The following is a 22,795-nucleotide window of genomic DNA, read 5'->3' as shown; positions in this document are numbered from 1 at the left end:
CGGCGAGGTGGCCTGTGAAAAGACTCAACGGTATGGACGCCATGCTGCTTTACAGCGAGGCGCCGAACCTGCACACCCATACGCTGAAGGTGGCGGTCATCGACCCCGCCGACATCGGCGGCGAATTCGGCTTCGACGCCTTCCGCCAGCATGTACGCCGCCGGTTGCATCTGCTGGAACCGTTGCGCTACAAGCTCGTTGACATTCCCTGGCAACTGCATCACCCGATGTGGCAGGAGGACTGCGAGGTCGACCTGGAATACCACCTGCGCCGGGTGCAGGTGCCCGCGCCGGGTGGTCGGCGCGAGCTCGACGACGTCATTGGCCAGGTTGCCTCCACCCCGCTGGACCGCAGCAGGCCGCTGTGGGAATTCCACTTCGCCGAGGGTCTGGCCGGCGGCCGCTTCGCCCTGATCGGCAAGGTGCACCACGCCCTGGCCGACGGCATAGCCTCGGTGAACCTGTTGGCCCGCGCGATGGACCTCGAGGACGGGACGGCCGACGAGCGCGACAACGACGAGGCCGGCATCACCGCGTCGCGGGGCGACTTGCTGCGCGCCGCGGCCCGCGACCACGGTCGTCAGGTCGCCGAACTGCCGCGACTGGTCAAAGACGCGACCGTCGGGATGCGGCGGGTGCGCCGCCGGTCCAAGGAGCGCGGGGCACACCCCGATCTGGCCGACGCGTTCGGTGCGCCGCCGACCTTTCTCAACCACGTGGTGTCACCGCAGCGGCGCTTCGCCAGCGTGACGGTGCCGCTCGCGGACGTGAAAGCCACCGCAAAGGCGTTGGGCGTCACCGTGAATGACGTGGTGCTGGCGATGGCCGCCGGCGGCCTGCGGACGCTGTTGCTCGCCTACGACGGCGCCGCCGAGCGGCCGATCGTCGCGTCGGTGCCGACCGCCACGGACAAGTCGGACCGCGTCACCGGCAACGAGATCAGCGGGCTGTCGATCTCGCTGCCCGTCCACATCGCCGACCCTGTCGAGCGGGCGCGGCTGGTCGCGCTGGCCACCCGAATCGCCAAGGAAGACCACGAGATCATGGGGCCGGAGCTCTACGGGCGGCTGATGGCCTACCTGCCAACCGCGTTCGCGCCCGGGGCGTTTCGCTGGCTGGCCCGCCGCGACATACCGAACAAGCTGATGAACGTGGCCGTGTCCAGCGTGGTGGGGCCCCGCCAGCGTGGCCATTTCGGGGGCGCGGCAGTCAGCGAGATCTACTCGACGGGCGTGCTGTCGCCGGGCGCCCCGGTCAACATCACCGTGTGGAGCTATGTCGATCAGCTCGGCATCGCGGTGCTCACCGACGACCGGACGTTCAACGAACCCCACGAAGCGACCGACGCACTCGCCAGTGCATTCGCCGAATTACGTAGTGCCGCAGGTATTTCCGCTCAGGCGGTCAACACGGCGTCGAGCGCCGAGTAAAACAGGCCCAGCCCGTCGTCGGACGGCCCGGTCAGCCCCTCGATAGCGTGCTCGGGATGCGGCATCAGCCCGACGACTCGGCCGTTGGCCGAGCTGATGCCGGCGATGTTGCGCATCGAGCCGTTGATGTTGTCGTGGTAGCGGAACACGATCCGCCCCTCGCCCTCCAGCTCGTCGAGCACGTCGTCGGATGCCACGTAGCGGCCCTCGCCGGATTTCAGCGGGACCAGCAGGTCGGCGTCGCTGTCGAAGCGTGACGTCCACGAGGTCGCGTTCGACGCCACCCGCAGCCACACGTCCCGGCACACGAAGTGCAGGCCCGCGTTGCGGGTCAGGACCCCGGGGAGTAGCCGGGTTTCGCACAGCACCTGAAAGCCGTTGCAGATGCCCAAGACCGGCATGCCACGCCCCGCCGCGTGCACCACTTCGGACATCACCGGGGCGAACCGCGCGATCGCGCCCGCCCGCAGGTAATCGCCGTAGGAGAACCCGCCGGGCACCACCACGGCGTCGACGCCCTTGAGGTCGGCGTCTGCGTGCCACAGGCTGACCGCCTCGGCGCCGACGAAGCGCACCGCGCGGGCGGCGTCCACGTCGTCGAGGGTGCCGGGGAAGGTGATGACCCCGATGCGTGTCGTCACAACATTTCCCGGGTGATCGTCCAATCCTCGATCACCGTGTTCGCCAACAACGATTCGGCGATCTCGGCCAGCGCGGTGTCGTCGACGCTGTCGTCGATTTCGAGCTCAAATCGCTTGCCTTGCCGAACATTCGAGATACCGGGATGACCGAGCCGGCCGAGCGCGCCGACAATCGCCTGACCCTGCGGGTCGAGAATCTCCGCTTTGGGCATCACACTCACGATCACCCGTGCCACCGTCGTCTCCTCCTCAAGTCCGTCCCGACGCCGATCCTACCGGCGAGCAGCGCGGCAGGCGGCCCTACGGACACGAGGCGATGTAGGCCTCGCACAGGGGCGTGGTCATCGAGTCCAGCACCTGATTGTCCGCCATCGAGGGCCAGGGGACCTGCGGCGGCCCCGACGACCACAGCGTGAGCTCGCTGATCGTGCTGCTCGCGACGTGCGCGACCAGGTAACTGTGCATGACGACGGGGCCGCTGACCACCGCGGCCATCCGGTTCGGTTCGTCGACGGTGACCGACGGCGACTGCAGCGGTGCGCCCAGCTGACAGCCGCGCAGCTCACCGAGGGCATTGGTGAACACCGACGCCGCGACCGGGCCCCCACGGGCGGTGTCGCCGCGCCAGTGCAGGACCTGCGCCTCCAGCTGCCATTGGCCGTCGGGGTGGACCACCGTGGCGCGGGCGACGACCGCCCCGGCCCGCGGGTCCTGCGGCGTCGGGCGCGCGCCGCAGACCTCCTCGAAGCGGAATCGCGGGGGGTTGGCCGCCCCGGTCAGTTGCGCCGCCTGTCCGGCCAGCGGGGGCCAGTTGTAGACCGGGTTCAGCGGCACCGCGCGCGGGCCGATCCACGCGGTGTTCGGAATTTGGTCGCAGACGGGCGGGCAGGCCTCGGGTTCGGCGGGCGCTGGCACCACGACGACAAACGCCCACACCAGGCTTCCTGCGACCAACATCGTTGCCAGCGCTACCCGCACCACAACCACCCCCGTCGGGGCACAATCGTAAGCATGCAACTGACGCATTTTGGGCATTCCTGCCTACTTGCCGAGTTCGACCACACTAGCGTGCTCTTCGACCCCGGGACGTTCGCGCACGGCTTCGAGGGGATCACCGGCCTGTCGGCCATCCTGATCACCCACCAGCATCCTGACCACGTCGATATGTCGCGCTTGCCGGCGCTGCTGGAGGGCAATGCGGACGCCGCTCTGTACGCCGACCCACAGACCGCCGAGCAACTCGGTGTGCCGTGCCAGGCGGTGCATGTCGGAGACGAGTTGACGATCGGCGAGCTGACGGTGCGCGGCGTCGGCGGTCGCCACGCCGAGATTCATCCGGAAATCCCTGTGATAGACAACATTTCGTATCTGGTGGGCGATTCGGACCACCGCGCCCGATTGATGCATCCGGGTGACGCGCTGTTCGTGCCCGACGAGCCGGTCGATGTGCTGGCCACACCCGCGGCCGCGCCGTGGATGAAGATCTCCGAGGCCGTCGACTACCTGCGGGCGGTCGCGCCGGCGCGCGCGGTCCCCATCCACCAGGGCGTGGTGGCACCGGACGCACGGGGCCTCTACTACGGCCGGATCACCGAGATGACAAGCGCCGACTTCCAGGTGCTGCCCGAGGAAAACGGGGTCACCTTCTGACGGTGCGCAGTTCTAAACAGCGAGCAGACGCAGAATCGCACGATCCGAGTGCAAAACGCGGGAGTCTGCGTCTGCTCGCGGCTTTCGCCGCTAGGTGATGTCGTCGGCGGCGCCGCGGCCGGCGGCCCGGCCGGAGAAGATGCAGCCGCCCAGGAATGTTCCCTCCAAGGCGCGGTAACCGTGCACGCCGCCGCCGCCGAACCCGGCCGCCTCGCCGGCCGCGTACAGCCCGGTGATCGGGGTGCCGCCGGTCTTCAACACCCGTCCGCCGAGGTCGGTCTCGATGCCGCCCAACGTCTTTCGGGTCAGGATGTGCAGCTTGACCGCGATCATCGGCCCGGCCTTGGGGTCGGTGAGCCGGTGCGGCGCCACCACCCGGCCCAGGCGGTCGCCGAGATAGTTGCGCGCGGCGCGAATCGCGGTGATCTGGCCGTCCTTGCTGAACTTGTTGGCCACCTCGCGGTCGCGCGCGGTCACCTCGGCTTCCACCGTTGCGTAGTCCAGGGGCTGCACGCGGGGCAGGGCGTTCATCGCGGTCACCAACTCGCGCAGCGAATCCGCCGAGACGAAGTCCACGCCCCGATCGATGAACGCCTGCACCGGTCCCGGCGGCCCGGAACTGGCCCGGTTGCGCACCAGCTCGCGCACGCTCTGCCCGGTCAGGTCGGGATTCTGCTCCTGACCGGACAGCGCGAATTCCTTCTCAATGATCTTGGTGTTCAACACAAACCAGGTGTAGTCGTACCCGGACTTGGTGATGTATTCCAACGTGCCGAGCGTGTCGAAGCCGGGATAGAGCGGGACCGGCAGCCGCTTGCCGGACCCGTCGAGCCACAGCGATGACGGCCCGGGAATGATGCGGATGCCGTGCAGCGGCCAGATCGGGTCGTAGTTGGTGATGCCCTCGGTGTAATGCCACATCCGGTCCGGGTTGATCACCCGCGCGCCGATGCGCTGGGTGATTTCGATCATCCGGCCGTCGACATGGGCGGGCACCCCGCTCAGCAACTGTTCGGGGACCCGGCCCATGCTTTTCGGCCAATTCTTTCGCACCAACTCGTGGTTGCCGCCGATGCCACCGCTGGTGACAATCACCGCTGACGCACGAAACTCGAACTGCTCCAACTCTTTTCGTGACGACGGCACGCCGCGCGCTTCGGTCGAGGGCTCCAGCACCGCACCCCGCACCCCGGTCACCGCGTCGCCCTCGACGATCAGCTCGTCGACGCGGTGCCGGTGCGCGAAGCGGACGGTCGTACGGTCGCGCAGCCGGCGCGCGAAGATGTCGACGAGCGCCGGTCCGGTGCCCCAGGTGATGTGGAACCGGGGCACCGAATTGCCATGGCCCTGCGCGTCGTAGCCGCCGCGCTCCGCCCAGCCCACGAGCGGAAAGATCTTCAGCCCCCGCTCGCGCAGCCAGCTGCGCTTCTCCCCCGCCGCGAAATCGACGTAGGCGTGCGCCCACTGCCGTGGCCAGTAGTCCTCTTCGCGGTCGAACGCGGCCGTTCCCAGCCAGTCCTGCAGCGCGAGTTCGTGGCTGTCCCGGATGCCGAGCCGGCGCTGTTCAGGGCTGTCGACGAAGAACAGGCCGCCGAACGACCAGAAGGCCTGGCCGCCCAGGTTGGCGCTGTTCTCCTGATCGAGGACCAGCACCCGCAGGCCACGGTCCACCAGCTCGCAGGCGGCCACCAGCCCCGACAGGCCCGCTCCCACAACAATCGCGTCGGCCTCAAACCCCGCCGCCGAAGAATCGCTCATGCCGCAACAGGGTAGCTTCTGCAGCTGGGCGATTAACCAGACGGCTTAATCAGGCGGCGTCGAGAATCGCCTTGGCGGACCGCCAGCGGTACACCGTCGGCGTGCACCCGTGCATCGAGGCGAGGTCGACGGCGTCCAGCATCGCCTGCAGCGGGCCGGGCTTGCGCAGCTGACGGGCGGCCACGGCCACCCGCACGATCCCGTCGCGACGGGCGATCCGCTCGGCGGACAGCACCACCATGCGGCACCACCACGGCTCGCTCAGGAAGCCCTCCCCGATCCCGAGCACGCGGGCGCGCTCGGTGGTGTGCCTGACCAAATCGGTGATCCCGTGCAGGTCGGCCAGCAGTCGAAAACCGTTGCCCGGCAGTGCCTGTACCGCGCCGGGCGACACTACCCAGCCCGGGGCCGCGAAGAGCCGGGTGCGCAGCCCCAGGTGTTCGAGCACCCGGTCGGCGGCCATCAGCCGCAGATTGGCCTCGTGCGCGCGCAGCATCGCGAACTCGCCGCGCCGCTTCTTGGTGGCCGCATCGTCGTAGCCATGCAACACGATCGCGTCGCCGCCGGCCCGGCGCTGGGTCAGCCACTCGACGGTGCGCGGGTCGCGGTCGAGGCGATAGTCGCCGGACAGCCGCGGGGCCACCAACAACGACACCGGGATTTTGCGGGCGTCCATTTGTGCGCAGAACGCCTCGACGTCGGCCAGGGTGCGCTCGCCAATCCCTGAGACGGAGACGATCAATTTTCCAGCCACAACCGCAGTTTGACGAGTTTAGGTGTCGAAACCGTGAAGGACACGCAGACGGCAGGCATATATCGCCGTTGCTGCGGCACAGCTCACAGCGCCGTGCGCGGCCCGATCGCGGACGCGCGCAACGACGTTGGGACGGGGGTCGAGTCGGGTGCGCGGCGAGCAAACGCCAACTAGCGCCGAAACCGGAAAACAATTCGATATGCTAAGCAACGCTATGGAGAAGGCCCACTCCGCCGCGGCCGACGCACCGCTTCCCGCCACCCCCGCCCGGCCTCCGGATGGGGGCGAAGGCGGCTATCCGGACAAGCTCGATGCCGCTCTGCTGCGGATCTCCGGCGTCTGCATCCTGGCCACGATCATGGCGATCCTGGACGTCACCGTCGTCAGCGTCGCGCAACGCACGTTCATCGCGGAGTTCGGGTCCAGCCAGGCCGTGGTCGCGTGGACGATGACCGGCTACACCCTTGCGCTGGCAACCGTGATCCCGCTGACCGGTTGGGCGGCCGATCGGTTCGGCACCAAACGGCTCTTCGTGGGGTCGATAGTCGCGTTCTTGTTCGGCTCGCTGTTGTGCGCGTTGGCGTCAACCATCTTGCAGCTCATCATTTTTCGGGTTATCCAGGGTGTCGGCGGCGGCATGCTGTTGCCGCTGGGTTTCATGATCCTGACCCGGGAGGCCGGGCCGTTGCGGCTGGGCCGCCTGATGTCGATCCTGAGCATCCCGATGCTGCTCGCCCCGATCGCCGGGCCGATTCTGGGTGGCTGGCTCATCGACACATCCAGTTGGCGATGGATCTTCTTGATCAACCTGCCGGTCGGCCTGCTGACGATTGCACTGGCGGCAATCGTGTTTCCCCGGGATCACCCGGCGCGGTCGGAAACGTTCGACCTCGTCGGCGCGCTGTTGTTGTCGCCGGGGCTGGCCACGTTCCTGTTCGCGGTGTCGTCCATCCCGCGCTGCGGAACCGTGGCGGATCGTCGCGTCTTGCTACCCGCGGCGGTCGGCCTGGTGTTGATCGCCGCGTTCGTCGTGCACGCGCTGCGCCGCGCGGATCACCCGCTGATCGACCTGCGGCTGTTCGCCAACCCGGTGATCACCCACGCCAACGTGACGATGATGATTTTCGCGGGCAGCTTCTTCGGCGCCGGCCTGCTGCTGCCGAGCTACTTCCAGCAGGTGTGGCACTACACGCCGATGCAGGCCGGGGTTCACCTGATCCCGCAGGGCCTCGGGGCGATGCTGACGATGCGGCTGACCGGGCCGCTGGTGGACCGGCAAGGGCCGGGCAAGATCGTGCTCGTCGGCATCGGGTTGATCATCGCCGGCCTGGGCGGCTTCGTCTACGGCGTGGCCAAGCAGGCCCCGTACCAGCCCACGTTGCTCATTGCGCTGGCGATCATGGGCCTGGGCATGGGATGCACCATGATGCCGCTCTCGGTGGCGTCGGTCCAGGCGTTGGCGCCGGCGCACATCGCGCGGGGCACCACGCTGATGAGCGTCAGCCATCAGGTGGGCGGCTCGGTGGGGACCGCGATGATGTCGATGGTGCTGACCAACCAGTTCAACCGGAGCGAAAACATCCTCGCGGCGAACAAGCTCGCGGCCCTGCAGCAGAGGGCCGGCCCCGGCAAGCCGGTCGATCCGTCCGCCGTGCCGCGGCAGTCGCTGGCCCCCGACTTCGCGGCCAACGTGGTCCATGACCTGTCCCACGCCTACACGACGGTGTTCGTGATCGCGGTGATGCTGGTGGCGCTGACGCTCATCCCCGCGTCGTTCCTGCCGAAGAAGCCGGCCATCCAAACGCCCGAGGTATAGGCGAGCAACCCGATTCAACCGTTGCCGGCCCCAGCGCTGAACGGTATGGATATGCTCGGCGACGCCATGAAAAACCCATTCTCCGCAGCGTCTGACTTCCCGGCCGCCCTCGGGGTGCCCGCCCAGGCCGAGCGTGAGTACCCAGACAAACTCGACGCGCGGTTGTTGCGCATCGGCGCGGTGTGCGGGCTGGCGGCGGTGATGGGGGCGCTGGACTCGACCATCGTCGCCGTCGCGCAACACACCTTCGTCATCCAATTTCAGTCGACGCCGGGCATCGTGGCCTGGACGGTGGCCGGCTATCTGCTGGCGTTCGCGACGGTGATCCCCATGACCGGGTGGGCGGCCGACCGATTCGGCGCCAAGCGCATCTTCATCGGTGCGGTTCTGGTCTTCACGGTGGGCTCGCTGCTGTGCGCCGTGGCACCGAACATATTGCTGCTCATCCTATTTCGGATGGTGCAGGGCGCCGGCGGCGGCGTGCTGGCGCCGGTGAGCTTCGCCATCATGACCCGCGAAGCCGGCCCCAAGCGGCTGGGCCGACTGGTCGCGGTGGGGGGCATTCCCGTTTTGCTCGGCCCGATCTGCGGGCCGATCCTCGGCGGTTGGCTGATCGGCACCTACGGGTGGAAGTGGATCTTTTTGATCAACGTCCCGATCGGAGTGCTCGTGGTCGTTTTCGCGGCCATCCTGTTCCCCCGGGAAGAGCCCTGTCCGTCGGAAACCTTCGATTTCGTCGGCGTGCTGTTGTTGTCACCCGGCCTGGTCATATTCCTCTTCGGGGTGTCCTCCATCGGGGTCCGCGGCACGGTGGCCGACCGCTACGTCTTGCTGCCGACGGCCCTTGGCCTCGCGTTGATCGGCGGTTTCGTCTGGCACGCGCTGCATCGCGCCGACCATCCGCTGATCGACTTACACCTTTTCCGCAATCCAGGACTCACCCGGGCCAACGTGACGGTGTTGGTGTTCGCCACCGCCGCCTTCGGCTGCATGCTGCTGCTGCCCGGCTACTACCAGCTGGTGCTGCACCGGACGCCGATTCAGGCCGCCTTGTACATGCTGCCGCAGGGCATCGGCGCCATGTCCACGATCCCGCTGGCGGGGATCTTCATGGACAAACGCGGCGCCGGAAAGATCGTGATGGCCGGCATCTCGGTGATCGTCGTGGGGCTGGGGATCGTCAGCTACGGCATGGCCAAGCAGGCCCCGTTCACTCCCATCCTGCTGATCGGGCTGGCGATCATCGGCATGGGCATGGGCTGCACCCTGATGCCGCTGACCGGGGCGTCGGTACAGACGCTGGCCCCGCATCAGATCGCCCGCGGGACAACGGTGATCAGCGTCAATCACCAGATCGCCGGGTCGCTGGGGACCGCGGTGATGTCGATGATCCTGACCAACCAGTTCAACCGAAGCGAATACATCACCGCGGCAAACAAAATCTCGGCACTCGAAGAAGCGTCCGCTCTGCGCGGAGTGCCGGTGAATCCATCCGCGATACCGTCACAGTCGCTGGCACCCGGCTTCTGGGAGCACGCGAATCGCGATTACTCGCACGCTTACACCCTCGTCTTCGCGATCGCCGCGGTATTCGTGGCACTGTCGCTGATCCCCGCCTCGTTCCTGTCGCGCACGCCGGCCGACGAAACCGCCGACGCCTAGGGCGATCACCCCTCGAAGAGCATCGTCGCGATCCGCGTGACGGTGTCCATCGGGTCCGACTGTCGCACTTCGGCATTCACCGCGTCGTTGAGCCACAGCGTCGAAAATCCATGAACCAGAGACCATGCCGCCAACTGCGCGCCCGCCGGGTCCGCCCGCGCCCCGGGGTCACGCAGGGTGGCCACCCCGCGTGAGAGTTCCGCGCCTGCGGCGGCTTCCGCGGCGGCCAGCCCGGCGTCCGATCCGTCGAGCAGCGATTTGTTGAACATCACCTGGTAGTGGCCGGGGTGCCCGATGGCGAACCGGGCGTGCTGGAGCTCCTGGGCGCGGCCGGCCTGCTATTGCCCGCCACCCGGGTGGCCGCGGCGCTGTGCCTGCTGGCGCTGATGCTGGCCATGTTCCCGGCCAACGTCTATGCCTCGCGGATGCCGGATCCGCCGAAGTCGATGACGACCCGGCTATCCGTGCGAACCGCTACCGAGATCGTCTTCCTCGCCGCCGCCGTAGCGGTCGCCATCGGCAGCCGCTAGCAGCCAGGAGTACTGGAACGCCGTTTCCTCCCAGGCCCGGTAGCGACCGCTGACACCGCCATGCCCCGCCGCCATCTGAGTCTTGAGTAACACCGGGTTGCCGTTGGTATTGGCGTGGCGCAACGCCGCGACCCACTTGGCCGGTTCCACGTAGTAGACCCTGGTGTCGTTCAGCGACGTCATCGCCAGGATCGCCGGGTACCGCTTGGTCTCGACGTTCTCGTAGGGCGAATACGACTTCATGTACTCATAAACGGCGCTGTCGCTCAACGGGTTTCCCCACTCGTCCCACTCGGTGACGGTCAGCGGCAGCGACGGATCCAGGATGGTGGTCAGCGGGTCGACGAACGGAACCTGCGCCAGTATTCCGGTGAACAGCTCCGGCGCCAGGTTGGCCACCGCACCCATCAGCAGCCCACCCGCGCTGCCGCCCAACGCCACCAGCTGCTGTGGCCGAGTCACTCCCGCGTCGACCAAATGCCTTGCGGCCGCGACGAAGTCGCTGAAGGTGTTCTTCTTCTCCAATAGCTTGCCATGCTCATACCACAGCCGGCCCATCTCGCCGCCGCCGCGGACGTGGGCGATGGCGAACACCATACCCCGGTCCAGCAGCGACAACCGCGCGATGGAAAAGACCGGGTCGGTACAGATCTCGTAGGCCCCGTATCCGTAAAGCAGTGCCGGGGCCGGGAATTCGATATCCGCGCGGTGCACGATCGACACCGGGACCCGGGTGCCGTCATCGGCGATCGCCCAGTCGCGCCGCTCCACATAGTCGCCCGGGCGGTAGTCGCCGAGCACCGGTTGCTCGCGCAGCAACGTGCGCTCCCCGGTGCGTAGGTCGATGTCGTAGACCCGCAACGGCGTGACCAAAGATGCCGCCCTGATGCGCAGCTTGGGCGAAACCCAGTTCGGGTTGCCACCCAGGCCCGACGACATCAGGTCGGAATCGAACGCGATCTCTTCCGGATCACCATAGTTGCCATCGGAACCGATGGGCCACAACTGAATTCGCGGCAATGCCGCACGTCGGTAGCTGATCACCAGATGGCCGGCGAAGGCATCGGCGCCCTCGAGGCGGACGTCGTCGCGGTGCTCGATCAGGGTGCGCTGCTGGGTTGGATCGCTGACCGGGGCCTCGGCCAGCGTGAAGTTCACCGCGCCGTCGTTGTGCAGGATCAGGAAGCGATCCTGCCCCCCGACCACCGCGTGCTCCACCGAATACTCGACGCCTTCGCGACGCGGCAGCACCACCGTGAACTCCGCGTTCGGATCGGCGGCATCCGCGTAGCGCAGCTCGGAGGTGACCGACGAGCCCGAGGCGATCAGCACGTACGCCTCGCTGCGGGTGAGCCCCGCCCCGAGCCAGAACCGTTCGTCGGCTTCGTGATACACCAACTCCGACGGCTCACCGGAGCCCAGCCGGTATCGCCACACCTTGTCGGGGCGGTGCGCATCGTCCAGCGTCAGGTAGTACACCGTGCGGTTGTCCGCGGCCCAGGTAACGCCGGCCGAGATGTCGGCGATCTCGTCGGGGTAGTTCTCGCCGGAGCGTAAGTCCCTGAACCGCAGCGTGTATCGCTCGTCGCCGACGGTGTCGACCGAATACGCAAGCAAATTCGCGTCCAGACTCACCAGGGCCGCGCCCAGCGCGAAGAAGTCGTGGCCGTCGGCCTCGACATTCGAATCCAGCAGCGTCTGTTCGCCGGGTATCTCGGTGTGCTCGTCCAGGACGGGCGGATCCCAGTCGTCGGGATCGGCTACCGGGCAACGGCATTGGGCACGGTACTGCTTGCCCTCGAAGGTCCGGGAGTAGTACCACCAGTCGCCCTGCCGGGTCGGCACGGACAGATCAGTTTCCTTGGTGCGAGCCTTGATCTCGGCGAAAATCTGCTCCCGCAGCGGCTGCAGGTGCGCGGTGCTCTGGTCGACGTAGGCGTTCTCTGCCTCGAGGTACGCGATAACCTCCGGGCTTTCCTTGTCGCGCAGCCATTCGTAGGGATCGACGAAGACATCGCCGTGGAATTCGCGTCGGGTATCGACACGCTTGGCGACGGGCGGGGCGGGCGTCTGGTCGGTCGACTCCATCATGCGGCGGGGCCGATCCAGTCATCGAACTTCAATCCGGAAATCCGTTCGTAGGCATTGATGTAGCGGTCGCGGGTGGCCTCGATGATGTCGGCGGGCAGCGGTGGCGGCGGTTGCGAGCCGTGGCGGTCCCAGCCCGATTCTGGACTGGTGAGCCAGTTGCGGACGAATTGTTTGTCGAAGCTGGTCTGGACGACGCCGGCGCGGTAGTCGGCGGCCGGCCAGTACCGCGACGAGTCCGGGGTGAAGATCTCATCGGCGAGCACCAAATCGCCATTGCGGTCGGTGCCGAACTCGAACTTCGTGTCCGCGACGATGATTCCGGTCGTCAGGGCGTGATCGGCGGCTTGCACATAGATCTGCAGCGTGCGGTCGCGAAGCTGGTTGGCGCGCACGCCGCCCACCATTTCGATCACCCGGGCGAACGAGATGTTCTCGTCGTGATCGCCCAGTGCGGCTTTGGTCGCCGGGGTGAACAGGGGCGTGGTGAACTTGCTGGCCTCCACCAGGCCCGGCGGCAGCGCAATGCCGCAGACCTTGCCGGTCGCCTGGTAGTCCAGCAGCCCTGAGCCGGTCAAATAGCCGCGGGCCACGCACTCGACCGGAAGCATCTCCAGCTGGCGCACCACCAGGGCGCGGCCGAGCGCCTCATCGGGGATGCGGGGGTCGTCCGGCGGGCCGGCCAGGTGGTTGGGCGCCTCGACGAGGCCGAAGAAGAACACGCTCATCGCGGTCAGGATGCGGCCCTTGTCCGGGATGATGCTGTCCAAGACGAAGTCGTACGCGGAGATCCGGTCGGAGGCGACCAGCAGCAGGTGTTCGTCGTCGACGCGATACAGCTCGCGGACCTTGCCGCTGGCCAGATGCTGATAGTCGGACAGTGCAGGGCGCATCGGGCCAGCCTATCGGGCACCGCAACCGCCACATTGTGCTGGGATCGACGTTATGACATCCCGGTTCCTGCCCTATGCGACCACACCCGGTCGATTGCTGGGCCAACTGTTCAGCGATGCCGTCATCGTGGTGTGGACGGCGATCTGGGCCCTGGTCGGCACGGCCGTCTACGACGCCATCTCGACCATCGCCGAGGCCGGGCGACAAGTCGAGAGCGGCACCCACGGCATCGCCGGCGACCTGGCCTCCGCGGGCCATGGGGCGCAACACATTCCGGTGGTGGGCGATGCCGTCAGCAAGCCCCTCACCTCGGCCGCCGACGCGGCCGTCGCCATCGCCGACGCCGTGCACGAGCTGGACACCACGGCCGGTTGGCTGGCGGTGTTGCTGGCCATCTCGGTCGTAGCACCACCGATCCTTCTCGCGGTCGCACCCTGGCTGTTTCTGCGGCTGCGGTTCTTCCGGCGCAAGTGGATAGTCACCGCCCTGGCCGCCACCCCGGCCGGCGAGCAGCTGCTGGCCCTGCGGGCGCTGACCAACCGGCCGCCGCGGCGGCTGGTGGCGGTCAGCGCGGATCCGGTCGGGGGCTGGCGCCGCGAGGATCCGGTGACCATCCGCGCGCTGGCGGCGCTCGAACTGAGGTCGGCCGGGATCACGATTCGCGCGGGCTGAACACCGCGCGGCCGGCCAGCAGCAGCCCGGCGATGACCACAATGACCCACGCGGCCAACGCGTCCCAGAAGAAGACCAGCGACACCGTGATCAGCGATGGCCGCCCGATCTCGGCGGCCATCGCGTAGGTGGCCGCCGAATACATGCCCAGCGGGAAGACGAATGCCCACCACACCCCGGCGAAGTGCAGCATCTCCGGGCGATGGCTGATGCGGTGCAGGCCGAAGTAGATCAGCGGCGGTATCCACAGCGTCGCCGCCACCCACGTGACGATGGTGACCACACGCACCGGCCCGGCCAGCCAGGCCGGGGCGAGGCCGTGGATGATGTCGCCCGCCAGTGTGGCAATTGCCAAGCCGCCCATCAGGATCCAGGTGTCGGGCTCGAATCCGTCGCGGTCCTGGCGCTCGTCCACCGTGCGCCACAGGATGAGGCCGGTCATCAGGCAGTAGATGCCCAGCGCCGCCACCCAGATGGGCACCGCCGCCATGAGACACCAGTGCGCCGGCGTGTGCACCGCGACCTTGGTGGACACGATCGCCAGACCCGAGGTGCCGACGCTGGCCAGCTCCCAGGCGCCGTGCGACTCGTCGCGTAGCGCCGACCAGGAACGCCGCGACATGTTGCGCACGCTCAGTGCGATCAGCAGCAGCCAGGACGCCAGCGCGGCCACCGCGAGCACCCACACCAGGATCGGCTGGGTCGCGAGCCGGCTATCCAGCACCGCGCACGCGGCGACGAAGGTGAACAGCCGCAGGGTGATGTCGGGGTCCCTGAGGTCCCAGCTCGAAAACCGGCGCGTGACGATCACCAGACCGGCCAGGATCACCAGGCCCAGCGTCGCCAGAACGCTCACCGTTTGGCTGATTTGGCGGTAGTGATGGTCGGCCGCCGCGATGGACAGGATTCCCGTCGCCATCACCGCGGCGAACACATCGGGCGACGGCTCGAGGGCGGCGAGCCGGATCGTCACTGTTCCTCGAGCAATTCCACGACGAGGTGGCGGATGCCGGTATGCCGGTTGCTGCGGGTCCATTCGACGGGCTGGGCGACCCGCCCCGCGCCGAACCTCGACAGCAGCTCCTCGAAGAGCACCCGCAGTTCCAGGCGGGCCAGGTTGGCGCCCAGGCAATAGTGCACGCCCTGGCCGAAGCCCAAGTGCGGGTTGGGTTTACGCGCAATATCGAACTCGTCGGCGCGATCGAACGCGGCGCCGTCGCGGTTGGCCGAGCCCTCCCACACCTGGACCTTCTGCCCCGCCTCGATGGCCTGCCCGCCGAGGGTGATGTCGCGGGTGGCGGTGCGCCGCTTGGACGGCGACGGCGAGGTCCACCGCACCATCTCCTCGACGGCGCTCGGCAGCAGGTCGGGGTTGGCTCGCAGCACCCGCCACTGCTCGGGGTGCTCGGTCAACGCCAGCAGGCCGCCCGCGACGGCATTGCGGGTCGTCTCGGCACCGGCGCTGAACAGCAGGCTGAAGAACAGGTACACCTCGAGATCCGTAGGGGTGGGCCCATCTAACACGTCGACGGTCGCGTTGGCGACCAACGACAACATGTCGTCGGTCGGCTCGGAGCGCTTCGACGCGATCAGCTGCTGACCGTAGTCGTACATCCGCGACCCGGCCTCTTCGACCGACAGCTGCGAGAGCGATGCCTTGCGCGAGCCGCCGAAGTCGAACTGCGGCTCGATGGCCTCGAACAGCCAATGCCGTTCGGACTCCGGCACTCCCAGCAGGATGCAGATCATCTGCATCGGCAGTTCGGCGGCGATGTCGACCAGAAAGTCGAAGACCTCACCGGGTTTGACCGCATCCAGCAGCCGGCAGGCCCGGCCCCGCAGATCGTCCTCGACACGACGGATCATCCGCGGTGTCAGCCCGGAGCTGACCAGCCGTCGGATCTGCGAATGCCTGGGGTCGTCCATCATGTTGAGCACCTGGCCCGCGATGGACAGGTCCTGCAACAGCGTCCCGCCGTACGGCCGCTGGCCACCGGTGACCGACGAATAGGTCACCGGATCCTTCAGCACGGCAAGCGTTTCCGCGTAGGTGGCGACGGACCAGAAGCCCTCGCCGTCGGGGGTGTTGTCGGTCGGCTCGTGCCAGTACACCGGTGCCTCGCACCGGTGCACGGCGAACAGGTCGTGTGGAAATCCGTTGGCGAAGTTGTCGAGATCGGTGAAGTCGATCTCCGCGAGCGCGCTCGCCAGCGTCACAAGATCGCGCCCTGCGTGTACTTGGCGGCGTCCGGGTAGCGACTCACCAACGCATCCACCGCGGCGGCCACCTCGTCCACCTGGTCGCCGGCGGCCCCGATGAATGCCTTCTTGTCGGCCAAAGCGGCGTCCAGGGCGGCCCGATCCAGCGGCAGCCGATCGTCGGCGGCCAACCGATCCAACAGGTCCGGCTCGGCACCCTGTTCGCGCATCGCCAACGCCGTCGCGACTGCGTGTTCGCGGATCACGTGGTGTGCGGCCTCCCGGCCCATGCCCGCGCGCACCGCGGCGATTAACACCTTGGTGGTGGCCAAGAACGGTAGGTAGCGGTCGAGCTCGCGCTGAATGACCGCCGGGTAGGCACCGAACTCGTCGAGCACCGTCAAGAATGTCTCGATCTGCCCGTCGACGGCAAAGAAGCTGTCCGGCAAGGCAACTCGGCGCACCACCGAGCAGAACACGTCGCCCTCGTTCCACTGCGCACCCGCGAGCTCGGCGGCCATCGATGCGTAGCCCCGCAGCACGACCTGCAGCCCGTTGACGCGTTCACAACTGCGGGTGTTCATCTTGTGCGGCATCGCCGACGAACCGACCTGCCCCTCCGCGAATCCCTCGGTGACCAGTTCGTGCCCGGCCATCAGCCGGATGGTGTGGGCCATCGACGACGGCCCGGCCCCGAGCTGCACCAGCGCGGAGATCACATCGTGGTCCAGCGAACGTGGATACACCTGCCCGACGCTCGTCAAAACCGTTGCGAAACTGAGGAAGTCGGCGATGCGGCCTTCGAGTTCGGTCAGCCTGGCGGCGTCGCCGTCCAGCAGATCGAGCATGTCCTGCGCGGTGCCCATCGGGCCCTTGATGCCGCGCAGCGGGTAGCGGTCGATCAGCTCCCGCAGCCGGGTCAACGCGACCAGCGTCTCCTGGGCGGCCGAGGCGAATCGCTTGCCCAACGTGGTGGCCTGGGCGGCGACGTTGTGGCTGCGGCCGGCCATCACCAGATCGCGGTACGTGACCGCCCGCTCGGCGAGCCGAGCCGCCACCGCAATCCCGTGGGAGAAAACCAACTCCATCGACCGTCGGATCTGTAGCTGCTCGACGTTCTCGGTCAGATCCCGGCTGGTCATTCCCTTGTGCACGTGCTCGTGGCCGGCCAGCGCGTTGAATTCCTCGATGCGGGCCTTGACGTCGTGGCGCAGCACTTTCTCCCGGGCCGCGATGGAGGACAGGTCCACGTCGCCGAGCACCCGTTCGTAGTCGGCGATCGCTTCGGGCGGCACCGCGACACCCAGTTCCGCCTGAGCGCGCAGCACGGCGAGCCACAGCTGTCGCTCGGCGACGATCTTGGATTCCGGCGACCAGATCGCGACCATCTCGGGACTTGCGTACCGGGCGGCCAGCACATTCGGAATGCTCACAAGCACACAGCTTACGGTCGGTGCAGGTCGTAACCTATGCGGATGTACTTCGCCGGGGTGGACCTCGCCTGGGCGGGGCGAAATCCGACCGGCGTCGCGGTCGTCGACTCCGAGGGCTGCCTGGTTACCGCCGGAGCGGTCCGCGACGACAGCGAGATCCTGGCCGCGCTGCAGCCGTTTGTGCGGGGCGCGTGCGTGGTCGGGTTCGACGCGCCGCTGGTGGTGACCAACCCGACCGGGCAGCGTCCCGCCGAGACCGCCCTCAACCGTGATTTCCGCCGGTTCGAGGCCGGCACCCACCCGTGCAACACCGGGAAGCCGGAATTCGCCGACGGCCCGCGCGGGGGACGCTTGGCCGAAGCGTTGGGCCTCGATTTCGACCCGCGGTCTTCGTCTGCGCGCCGCGCCCTCGAGGTCTACCCGCATGCGGCAACGGTCGCGCTGTTCCGGTTGGAGCGGACCCTGAAGTACAAAGCCAAACCCGGCCGCGACCTCAATCGGCTCAAATCGCAGCTGCTGCTGTTGATGGACGGCATCGAGAAGCTCGCGCGCACCGCGGTGCCACTGCGCGTCGTCGACAACGCCGCCTGGATTGAGCTGCGCCGGCAGGTCGTTGTCGCCCAACGCAAGAGCGAGCTGCGCCGTGCCGAGGATCCGATCGACGCCGTGGTGTGCGCCTACGTCGCGCTGTACGCCCAGCGCTGCCCGGCCGGCATCACGATCTACGGCGACCCCGCGACCGGCCACATCGTCACGCCGTCGCTGCCGGCGGACCTGGTAAGCCGCTAGATCCGGACCGGTCGCTCGTCGATGGGCGCGAGCACCTCGACGAGATCGACCATCGTGGTCAAGGCTGCCGCGCGCGGATCCCGCCCCTCGACCAGCGCGGAGACCACCGAACCGTCCACGGCACAGATCAGCGTGCACACCAATTCGATGTGCACATTGCGGCCCGACCGCTCGAGAGCGTCGGCCACAGCCTCGGCACGCTGACGCAGGCTGCGGCGCATGGTGTCGCGCAACGCGGGCAGGCGGGTGCAGGCGATGTGGCGTTCGTACCGCGAGGTCAGCTGCTCGGCCAGTCCGACACCGTCGATGTCGCCCACCAACAAATCGACCAGCAACTCGGCGGTCGCCTCGGGCCCCCGGCGGCGGCGCGACAACGCGGTGACCCTCGACCGCAGCTGTGCCACCTCGATCATCCCGATGTGTTCGACCGCCTTGGCGATCAAGTCATCGAGCGACGAGAAGTAATAGGTCGTAGAAGCAAGCGGCAGACCGGCTCGGCGCGCGACCGCTCGGTGGCGCACCGCCTCGAATCCACCCTCTTCCAGCAGCTCAGCGGCAGCGCTGACCAACGCATAGCGTCGGCGTTCTCCTTTCGGAGTTGCGGCTGCAGTCACGCCTGAACATAGTGCCAGTCAAAGTGGTACTGCATTGCCATTTCGGATAAACGGCCATGGCATGATGGCCCGCATGCCCGACTTGAGCCGCCGCGCCGTGCTCGGTCTCGGCGCCGGCGCCGTTCTCGGCGCGGCGGGCGGATTTGGCCTGGATAACCTGCTTCGATCGCAGAAAACTCGGACCATCCCGGTGACGACCGCCAGCACCCAGGTTCCGTTGGCCCCGCCCGCACCGCTCGAACCGCCTCCCGCCGCCGATCCCGCGCCCACCATGACAACCGGGTCCTTCGTGTCGGCGGCCCGCGGCGGAATTTCGACCAATTGGGCGATCGCCCGCCCGCCCGGACAGACCAAGGCGCTGCGTCCGGTGATCGCGTTGCACGGGAAGGGCAGTGACGCGGCAACCGTGATGGCCGGCGGCGTCGAGCAGGGCCTCGCCCAGGCCGTCAACGCCGGGCTGCCGCCCTTCGCAGTGGTCGCCGTCGACGGCGGCGGCAGCTACTGGCACAAACGCGCGTCCGGCGAGGACAGCGGGGCCATGGTGCTCAATGAGCTGATCCCGATGCTGGACGGCCAGCGCCTGGACACCTCGCGGGTGGCGTTCCTGGGCTGGTCGATGGGCGGCTACGGTGCGCTGCTGCTCGGGGGCCGGCTGGGGCCCGCACGCATGGCAGCGATCTGCGCGGTGAGCCCGGCGTTGTGGATGTCGTCGGGCGCGGCTGCCCCCGGCGCCTTCGACGGCCCCGACGACTTCGCGGCGAATTCGGTGTTCGGCCTGCCCGCGCTGGCGTCCATCCCGATCCGGGTGGACTGCGGAGACAGCGACCCGTTCTACGGCGCCACCAAGCAGTTCATCGCCCAACTGCCCAACCCGCCCGCCGGCGGCTTCTCCCCCGGCGGCCACAACGGGGAATTCTGGAGCTCGCAGTTGCCGGCGGAGCTGACCTGGATGGCACCGCTGCTGACGGCCTGAGGGCGCTGAGCGTTACGCTCGCGAGGGTGAGCGCGCCCTTCGATTGGACCTTCCCGTACGCCTGGCCGCGAAAGCCCGTGCTGGCGGCGAACGTCGTATGCACGTCGCAGCCGCTGGCCGCGCAAGCGGGTCTGCGGATGCTCGCCGAGGGTGGCAGCGCCGTCGACGCGGCCGTCGCCACGGCCATCGCCCTGACGGTGGTGGAGCCGGTGTCCAACGGCATCGGCTCGGACGCGTTCGCGATCGTGTGGGATGGCCGAAAGCTCCATGGCCTCAATGCTTCTGGCCGGTCCCCCGCGGGGTGGACACCAGAGTACTTCGGCGGCAACCCGATTCCCGTGACGGGCTGGGACTCGGTGACGGTGCCCGGGGCGGTGTCGGCGTGGTCCGAGCTGCATGCCAAGTTCGGAAAGATCCCGTTCGAGAGGCTCTTCGCGCCTGCGATCTCCTACGCCCGCAATGGATTTCTAGTCTCGCCCACCGTCGCCGCGCAGTGGGCAGCCCAGGTGCCGATGTTCGAGTCCCAGCCGGGATTTGCCGAGGCATTCCTGCCCCACGGACGGGCACCGAGGCCAGGCGAGCTGTTCAGGTTTGCCGACCAGGCCGCCACGCTAGAGCAGATCGCCGCGACCAACGGCGAGGCGTTCTACCGCGGGCCGCTGGCGGACGCACTCGAGGCGCACTCGACGGCCAACGGCGGCGCCATGCGGGCCGGCGACCTCGACGCTCACCGCGCCGATTGGGTCGACACGATCAGCGCCGACTACCGCGGCTACACCGTCCACGAGATACCGCCGAACGGCCAGGGCATCGTCGCGTTGATCGCGTTCGGGATTCTGCGGCACTTCGACATGGCCGCGCTGCCAGTCGATTCCGCGGACAGTGTGCATCTGCAGATCGAGGCGCTCAAGCTGGCTTTCGCGGACGCGCAGACCTACGTGTCCGACATCGACCACATGCCGGTGCGCCCCGGCGACCTGCTGGACGACGAGTACCTGCGCCAGCGCGCGGCGCTGATCGACCCGGAGCGGGCAAAGCCGGCCTCCGCCGGCACACCGGCCGGGGGCACCGTGTACCTGACCGCCGCCGACGCGTCGGGCGCCATGGTGTCGATGATCCAGTCGAACTACATGGGCTTCGGCTCCGGCGTGGTGGTGCCGGGCACCGGCATCTCGCTGCAGAACCGGGGGGCGGGTTTCGTTGCCACGCAAGGGCATCCGAACCAGGTGGGCCCGGGCAAGCGGCCTTTCCAGACGATCATTCCCGGCTTTGTCTCGCACGACGGGGCGCCGGTGATGAGCTTCGGGGTGATGGGCGGCCCGATGCAACCCCAGGGCCACGTCCAGGTGCTCGTTCGTATCGCCGACTACGGCCAGAACCCGCAGGCGGCCTGCGACGGCCCACGCTTTCGCTGGGTGCAGGGCATGCAGGTCAGCTGCGAGCCGGGCTTCCCGCCCGCAACGCTCGAAGAGTTGCGCCGACGCGGCCACGACCTGCTCGCGATGGACGACTACAACGCGTTCGGCAGCTGCCAAGCGATCTGGCGCCTCGACGACGGATACCTCGCGGCGAGCGACCCGCGCCGCGACGGCCAGGCCGCCGCCTTCTAGACGCTGACCTCGCCCTGCGCCGCGGCCAAGCCGATATCACCGCGGAAATGGCTGCCGGGCAACCGAATTGATCCCATGATCTGATAGGCGTGCTCGCGCGCCGCGGACAGGTCCGCCCCGGTGCCCCCCACCGCCAGCACCCGCCCGCCCGAGGAGACGACCGCACCGTCGTCGCGGCGGGCCGTTCCGGCGTGTAGCACCCCGTCGGCCTCGGAGCCGACGATGACGTCGCCGACCCGTGGGCGCCCCGGATAGTTCTCCGCGGCCAGCACCACCGTCACCGCGGCGCCGTCGCGCCAGCGCAACTGGCCGAACTCGGCCAACGTTCCGGTGCTTGCGGCGTGCAGCAGCTCCCCGAGCGGAGAGTCCAACAGCGCGAGCACCGCCTGGGTCTCGGGATCCCCGAAGCGGCAGTTGAATTCGACCACCGCCGGCCCCTTCGCGGTGATCGCGAGTCCGACGTAGAGCAGGCCGGAGAAGGTGCTGCCGCGCTTAACCAGTTCGGCCGCAACGGGTTCGACGATGCCGCCGACCACGTCCCGCAGCACGCTTTCGGGTAGCCAGGGCAGCGGCGCGTAAGCACCCATGCCGCCGGTGTTCAGCCCGGTGTCGCCGTCGCCGACCCGCTTGAAGTCCTGCGCCGGCAGCAGCGGCACTACGGTCTCGCCGTCAACGACGCAGAACAGCGATACCTCGGGGCCGTCGAGGAACGACTCCAGCAGCACCGGGTGCCCGTCGTCGAGCAGGCTGGCCGCATGCGCGCGCGCCGCGTCGCGGTCCGCCGTCACCACCACGCCTTTGCCCGCCGCCAAACCGTCGTCTTTGACGACCCAGGCAGGATCGCCGCTGGGCGGCCCGAATCGATCCAGTGCGGCATCCAACTTGGCTGGGCTGTCAACGATTTCGCTGCTGGCCGTCCGCACGCCCGCGGCGTCCATGACGTCTTTGGCGAAGGCCTTGGAACCCTCGATGCGAGCCGCATCCTTGCTGGGACCGAAGCAGGCGATGCCCGCGGCACGCACGGCGTCGGCCACCCCGAGCACCAGCGGCACCTCGGGGCCGATGACCACCAGATCGGCCGCGACCTCACGGGCCAACGCGACGACGTCGTCGCCGGAGGTGACGTCCACGGCGTGCTGCTCCGCGAGCCGCGCGGTGCCGGCATTGCCGGGAGCGATGGCTAGCGCCGTGACCTGCGGATCTCTGCGCAGCGCCAGCAGCAGGGCATGTTCACGTCCGCCTGAACCGATCACCAGAACCCGCACGAAACGCCACTCTAGCG

Annotated in this window: 20 protein-coding genes and 2 pseudogenes; 9 read left to right on the top strand and 13 right to left on the bottom strand. The window is 68.2% G+C overall.

Going from position 1 to position 22,795, the window contains the following annotated elements:
* Positions 1–14 precede the first annotated feature (14 nt).
* Complete coding sequence (locus tag MRAB57_RS11240; RefSeq protein WP_173813930.1) at positions 15–1,430, top strand: WS/DGAT/MGAT family O-acyltransferase; 1,416 nt, start codon at positions 15–17, stop codon at positions 1,428–1,430.
* Here the strand turns inward: MRAB57_RS11240 and purQ are convergent.
* The 3 genes from purQ to MRAB57_RS11225 form a co-directional block, all read right to left on the bottom strand.
* Entirely contained in the window at positions 1,397–2,071 is a 675-nt protein-coding gene (gene purQ / locus MRAB57_RS11235) for a phosphoribosylformylglycinamidine synthase subunit PurQ (protein WP_077087624.1), read from the bottom strand. The two genes, MRAB57_RS11240 and purQ, sit on opposite strands and share 34 nt — an antisense overlap.
* Positions 2,068–2,307 (bottom strand): phosphoribosylformylglycinamidine synthase subunit PurS, encoded by a 240-nt coding sequence (gene purS, locus MRAB57_RS11230; protein WP_077087623.1) that lies wholly within the window; start codon positions 2,305–2,307, stop codon positions 2,068–2,070. Before purS ends, purQ begins: the two co-directional genes overlap by 4 nt.
* Positions 2,308–2,371: 64 nt before the next feature.
* Positions 2,372–3,106: an ATPase gene (locus tag MRAB57_RS11225; RefSeq protein WP_108637928.1), complete on the bottom strand. Its 735-nt coding sequence runs from the start codon at positions 3,104–3,106 to the stop codon at positions 2,372–2,374.
* Between MRAB57_RS11225 and MRAB57_RS11220 the strand changes: the two genes are divergently transcribed.
* Positions 3,083–3,721, top strand: coding sequence for an MBL fold metallo-hydrolase (locus MRAB57_RS11220; RefSeq protein ID WP_077090545.1), 639 nt, complete (start codon positions 3,083–3,085; stop codon positions 3,719–3,721). The genes MRAB57_RS11225 and MRAB57_RS11220 overlap by 24 nt on opposite strands.
* 90 nt (positions 3,722–3,811) lie before the next feature.
* Here MRAB57_RS11220 and MRAB57_RS11215 read toward each other — a convergent pair whose 3' ends face one another.
* Both MRAB57_RS11215 and MRAB57_RS11210 read right to left on the bottom strand, forming a co-directional pair.
* Positions 3,812–5,479 carry an FAD-binding dehydrogenase gene (locus MRAB57_RS11215; protein ID WP_077087622.1) on the bottom strand — a complete coding sequence of 556 codons (1,668 nt, stop codon included), beginning with the start codon at positions 5,477–5,479 and terminating at the stop codon, positions 3,812–3,814.
* A 49-nt stretch (positions 5,480–5,528) separates the two neighbouring features.
* The gene (locus MRAB57_RS11210) at positions 5,529–6,233 is read right to left on the bottom strand and encodes a DUF2334 domain-containing protein (protein ID WP_077087621.1); all 705 of its coding nucleotides are present in this window, start codon (positions 6,231–6,233) and stop codon (positions 5,529–5,531) included.
* Between the two features lie 199 nt (positions 6,234–6,432).
* Here MRAB57_RS11210 and MRAB57_RS11205 point away from each other — a divergent pair, with 199 nt between their 5' ends.
* Together MRAB57_RS11205 and MRAB57_RS11200 are read left to right on the top strand one after the other, a co-directional pair.
* Positions 6,433–8,049 (top strand): DHA2 family efflux MFS transporter permease subunit, encoded by a 1,617-nt coding sequence (locus tag MRAB57_RS11205; protein ID WP_173813929.1) that lies wholly within the window; start codon positions 6,433–6,435, stop codon positions 8,047–8,049.
* 51 nt (positions 8,050–8,100) lie between these two features.
* Positions 8,101–9,711 (top strand): DHA2 family efflux MFS transporter permease subunit, encoded by a 1,611-nt coding sequence (locus MRAB57_RS11200; protein WP_077090544.1) that lies wholly within the window; start codon positions 8,101–8,103, stop codon positions 9,709–9,711.
* Positions 9,712–9,716: 5 nt separating this feature from the next.
* On the opposite strand, the pseudogene MRAB57_RS11195 reads toward MRAB57_RS11200, so the two are convergent.
* Positions 9,717–10,013, bottom strand: a pseudogene (locus tag MRAB57_RS11195) (TetR-like C-terminal domain-containing protein); the annotation flags it as partial.
* Here MRAB57_RS11195 and MRAB57_RS11190 point away from each other — a divergent pair.
* Positions 10,014–10,241: pseudogene (locus MRAB57_RS11190) on the top strand (DoxX family protein); the annotation flags it as partial.
* Here the strand turns inward: MRAB57_RS11190 and MRAB57_RS11185 are convergent.
* Both MRAB57_RS11185 and MRAB57_RS11180 read right to left on the bottom strand, forming a co-directional pair.
* Positions 10,170–12,329 carry a S9 family peptidase gene (locus MRAB57_RS11185; RefSeq protein WP_108637927.1) on the bottom strand — a complete coding sequence of 720 codons (2,160 nt, stop codon included), beginning with the start codon at positions 12,327–12,329 and terminating at the stop codon, positions 10,170–10,172. The pseudogene MRAB57_RS11190 and the gene MRAB57_RS11185 overlap by 72 nt on opposite strands.
* On the bottom strand, positions 12,329–13,222 hold the full coding sequence (locus MRAB57_RS11180) for a phosphoribosylaminoimidazolesuccinocarboxamide synthase (RefSeq protein WP_077087618.1): 894 nt from the start codon (positions 13,220–13,222) through the stop codon (positions 12,329–12,331). The genes MRAB57_RS11185 and MRAB57_RS11180 overlap by 1 nt, the downstream gene beginning before the upstream one ends.
* A 52-nt stretch (positions 13,223–13,274) precedes the next feature.
* Here MRAB57_RS11180 and MRAB57_RS11175 point away from each other — a divergent pair, with 52 nt between their 5' ends.
* Positions 13,275–13,895: a hypothetical protein gene (locus MRAB57_RS11175; protein ID WP_077087617.1), complete on the top strand. Its 621-nt coding sequence runs from the start codon at positions 13,275–13,277 to the stop codon at positions 13,893–13,895.
* Here MRAB57_RS11175 and MRAB57_RS11170 read toward each other — a convergent pair.
* Genes MRAB57_RS11170 through purB form a run of 3 tightly spaced genes read right to left on the bottom strand, consistent with a single transcriptional unit; the run spans position 13,876 to position 17,527 of the window.
* Positions 13,876–14,868, bottom strand: coding sequence for a tellurite resistance/C4-dicarboxylate transporter family protein (locus MRAB57_RS11170; RefSeq protein WP_077087616.1), 993 nt, complete (start codon positions 14,866–14,868; stop codon positions 13,876–13,878). The genes MRAB57_RS11175 and MRAB57_RS11170 overlap by 20 nt on opposite strands.
* On the bottom strand, positions 14,865–16,112 hold the full coding sequence (locus tag MRAB57_RS11165) for a cytochrome P450 (protein WP_077087615.1): 1,248 nt from the start codon (positions 16,110–16,112) through the stop codon (positions 14,865–14,867). Before MRAB57_RS11165 ends, MRAB57_RS11170 begins: the two co-directional genes overlap by 4 nt.
* Positions 16,109–17,527 (bottom strand): adenylosuccinate lyase, encoded by a 1,419-nt coding sequence (purB, locus tag MRAB57_RS11160; RefSeq protein WP_077087614.1) that lies wholly within the window; start codon positions 17,525–17,527, stop codon positions 16,109–16,111. Before purB ends, MRAB57_RS11165 begins: the two co-directional genes overlap by 4 nt.
* A 42-nt stretch (positions 17,528–17,569) precedes the next feature.
* On the opposite strand from purB, the gene MRAB57_RS11155 reads away from it, so the two are divergent.
* Entirely contained in the window at positions 17,570–18,316 is a 747-nt protein-coding gene (locus tag MRAB57_RS11155; protein WP_077087613.1) for a DUF429 domain-containing protein, read from the top strand.
* Here MRAB57_RS11155 and MRAB57_RS11150 read toward each other — a convergent pair.
* Positions 18,313–18,948, bottom strand: a complete 636-nt coding sequence (locus MRAB57_RS11150; protein WP_173814017.1) for a TetR/AcrR family transcriptional regulator — start codon at positions 18,946–18,948, stop codon at positions 18,313–18,315. The genes MRAB57_RS11155 and MRAB57_RS11150 overlap by 4 nt on opposite strands.
* A gap of 43 nt (positions 18,949–18,991) precedes the next feature.
* On the opposite strand from MRAB57_RS11150, the gene MRAB57_RS11145 reads away from it, so the two are divergent.
* On the top strand, positions 18,992–19,903 hold the full coding sequence (locus MRAB57_RS11145) for an alpha/beta hydrolase-fold protein (RefSeq protein ID WP_077087611.1): 912 nt from the start codon (positions 18,992–18,994) through the stop codon (positions 19,901–19,903).
* 26 nt (positions 19,904–19,929) lie between these two features.
* Positions 19,930–21,513 carry a gamma-glutamyltransferase family protein gene (locus MRAB57_RS11140; RefSeq protein WP_077087610.1) on the top strand — a complete coding sequence of 528 codons (1,584 nt, stop codon included), beginning with the start codon at positions 19,930–19,932 and terminating at the stop codon, positions 21,511–21,513.
* On the opposite strand, the gene purD is transcribed toward MRAB57_RS11140, so the two are convergent.
* Complete coding sequence (purD, locus tag MRAB57_RS11135) at positions 21,510–22,778, bottom strand: phosphoribosylamine--glycine ligase (protein WP_077087609.1); 1,269 nt, start codon at positions 22,776–22,778, stop codon at positions 21,510–21,512. The two genes, MRAB57_RS11140 and purD, sit on opposite strands and share 4 nt — an antisense overlap.
* Positions 22,779–22,795: the final 17 nt, after the last annotated feature.

Origin of the sequence: Mycobacterium rhizamassiliense, from assembly GCF_900157375.1 — a bacterium.
In the GTDB taxonomy this organism is placed as follows: Bacteria; Actinomycetota; Actinomycetes; order Mycobacteriales; family Mycobacteriaceae; genus Mycobacterium; species Mycobacterium rhizamassiliense.
The sequence above is the reverse complement of the archived record's forward strand: the minus strand, read 5'-3'. Positions and strand labels throughout refer to the sequence as shown.

Coding starts and splice junctions, on each gene's coding strand:
- MRAB57_RS11185 (WP_108637927.1), bottom strand. CDS start 12,329: ATGGAGTCGACCGACCAGACGCCCGCCCCGCCCGTCGCCAAGCGTGTC.
- MRAB57_RS11155 (WP_077087613.1), top strand. CDS start 17,570: ATGTACTTCGCCGGGGTGGACCTCGCCTGGGCGGGGCGAAATCCGACC.
- MRAB57_RS11145 (WP_077087611.1), top strand. CDS start 18,992: ATGATGGCCCGCATGCCCGACTTGAGCCGCCGCGCCGTGCTCGGTCTC.
- MRAB57_RS11215 (WP_077087622.1), bottom strand. CDS start 5,479: ATGAGCGATTCTTCGGCGGCGGGGTTTGAGGCCGACGCGATTGTTGTG.
- MRAB57_RS11180 (WP_077087618.1), bottom strand. CDS start 13,222: ATGCGCCCTGCACTGTCCGACTATCAGCATCTGGCCAGCGGCAAGGTC.
- MRAB57_RS11205 (WP_173813929.1), top strand. CDS start 6,433: ATGCTAAGCAACGCTATGGAGAAGGCCCACTCCGCCGCGGCCGACGCA.
- MRAB57_RS11225 (WP_108637928.1), bottom strand. CDS start 3,106: ATGCCCAAAATGCGTCAGTTGCATGCTTACGATTGTGCCCCGACGGGG.
- MRAB57_RS11200 (WP_077090544.1), top strand. CDS start 8,101: ATGCTCGGCGACGCCATGAAAAACCCATTCTCCGCAGCGTCTGACTTC.
- MRAB57_RS11220 (WP_077090545.1), top strand. CDS start 3,083: ATGCAACTGACGCATTTTGGGCATTCCTGCCTACTTGCCGAGTTCGAC.
- MRAB57_RS11175 (WP_077087617.1), top strand. CDS start 13,275: ATGACATCCCGGTTCCTGCCCTATGCGACCACACCCGGTCGATTGCTG.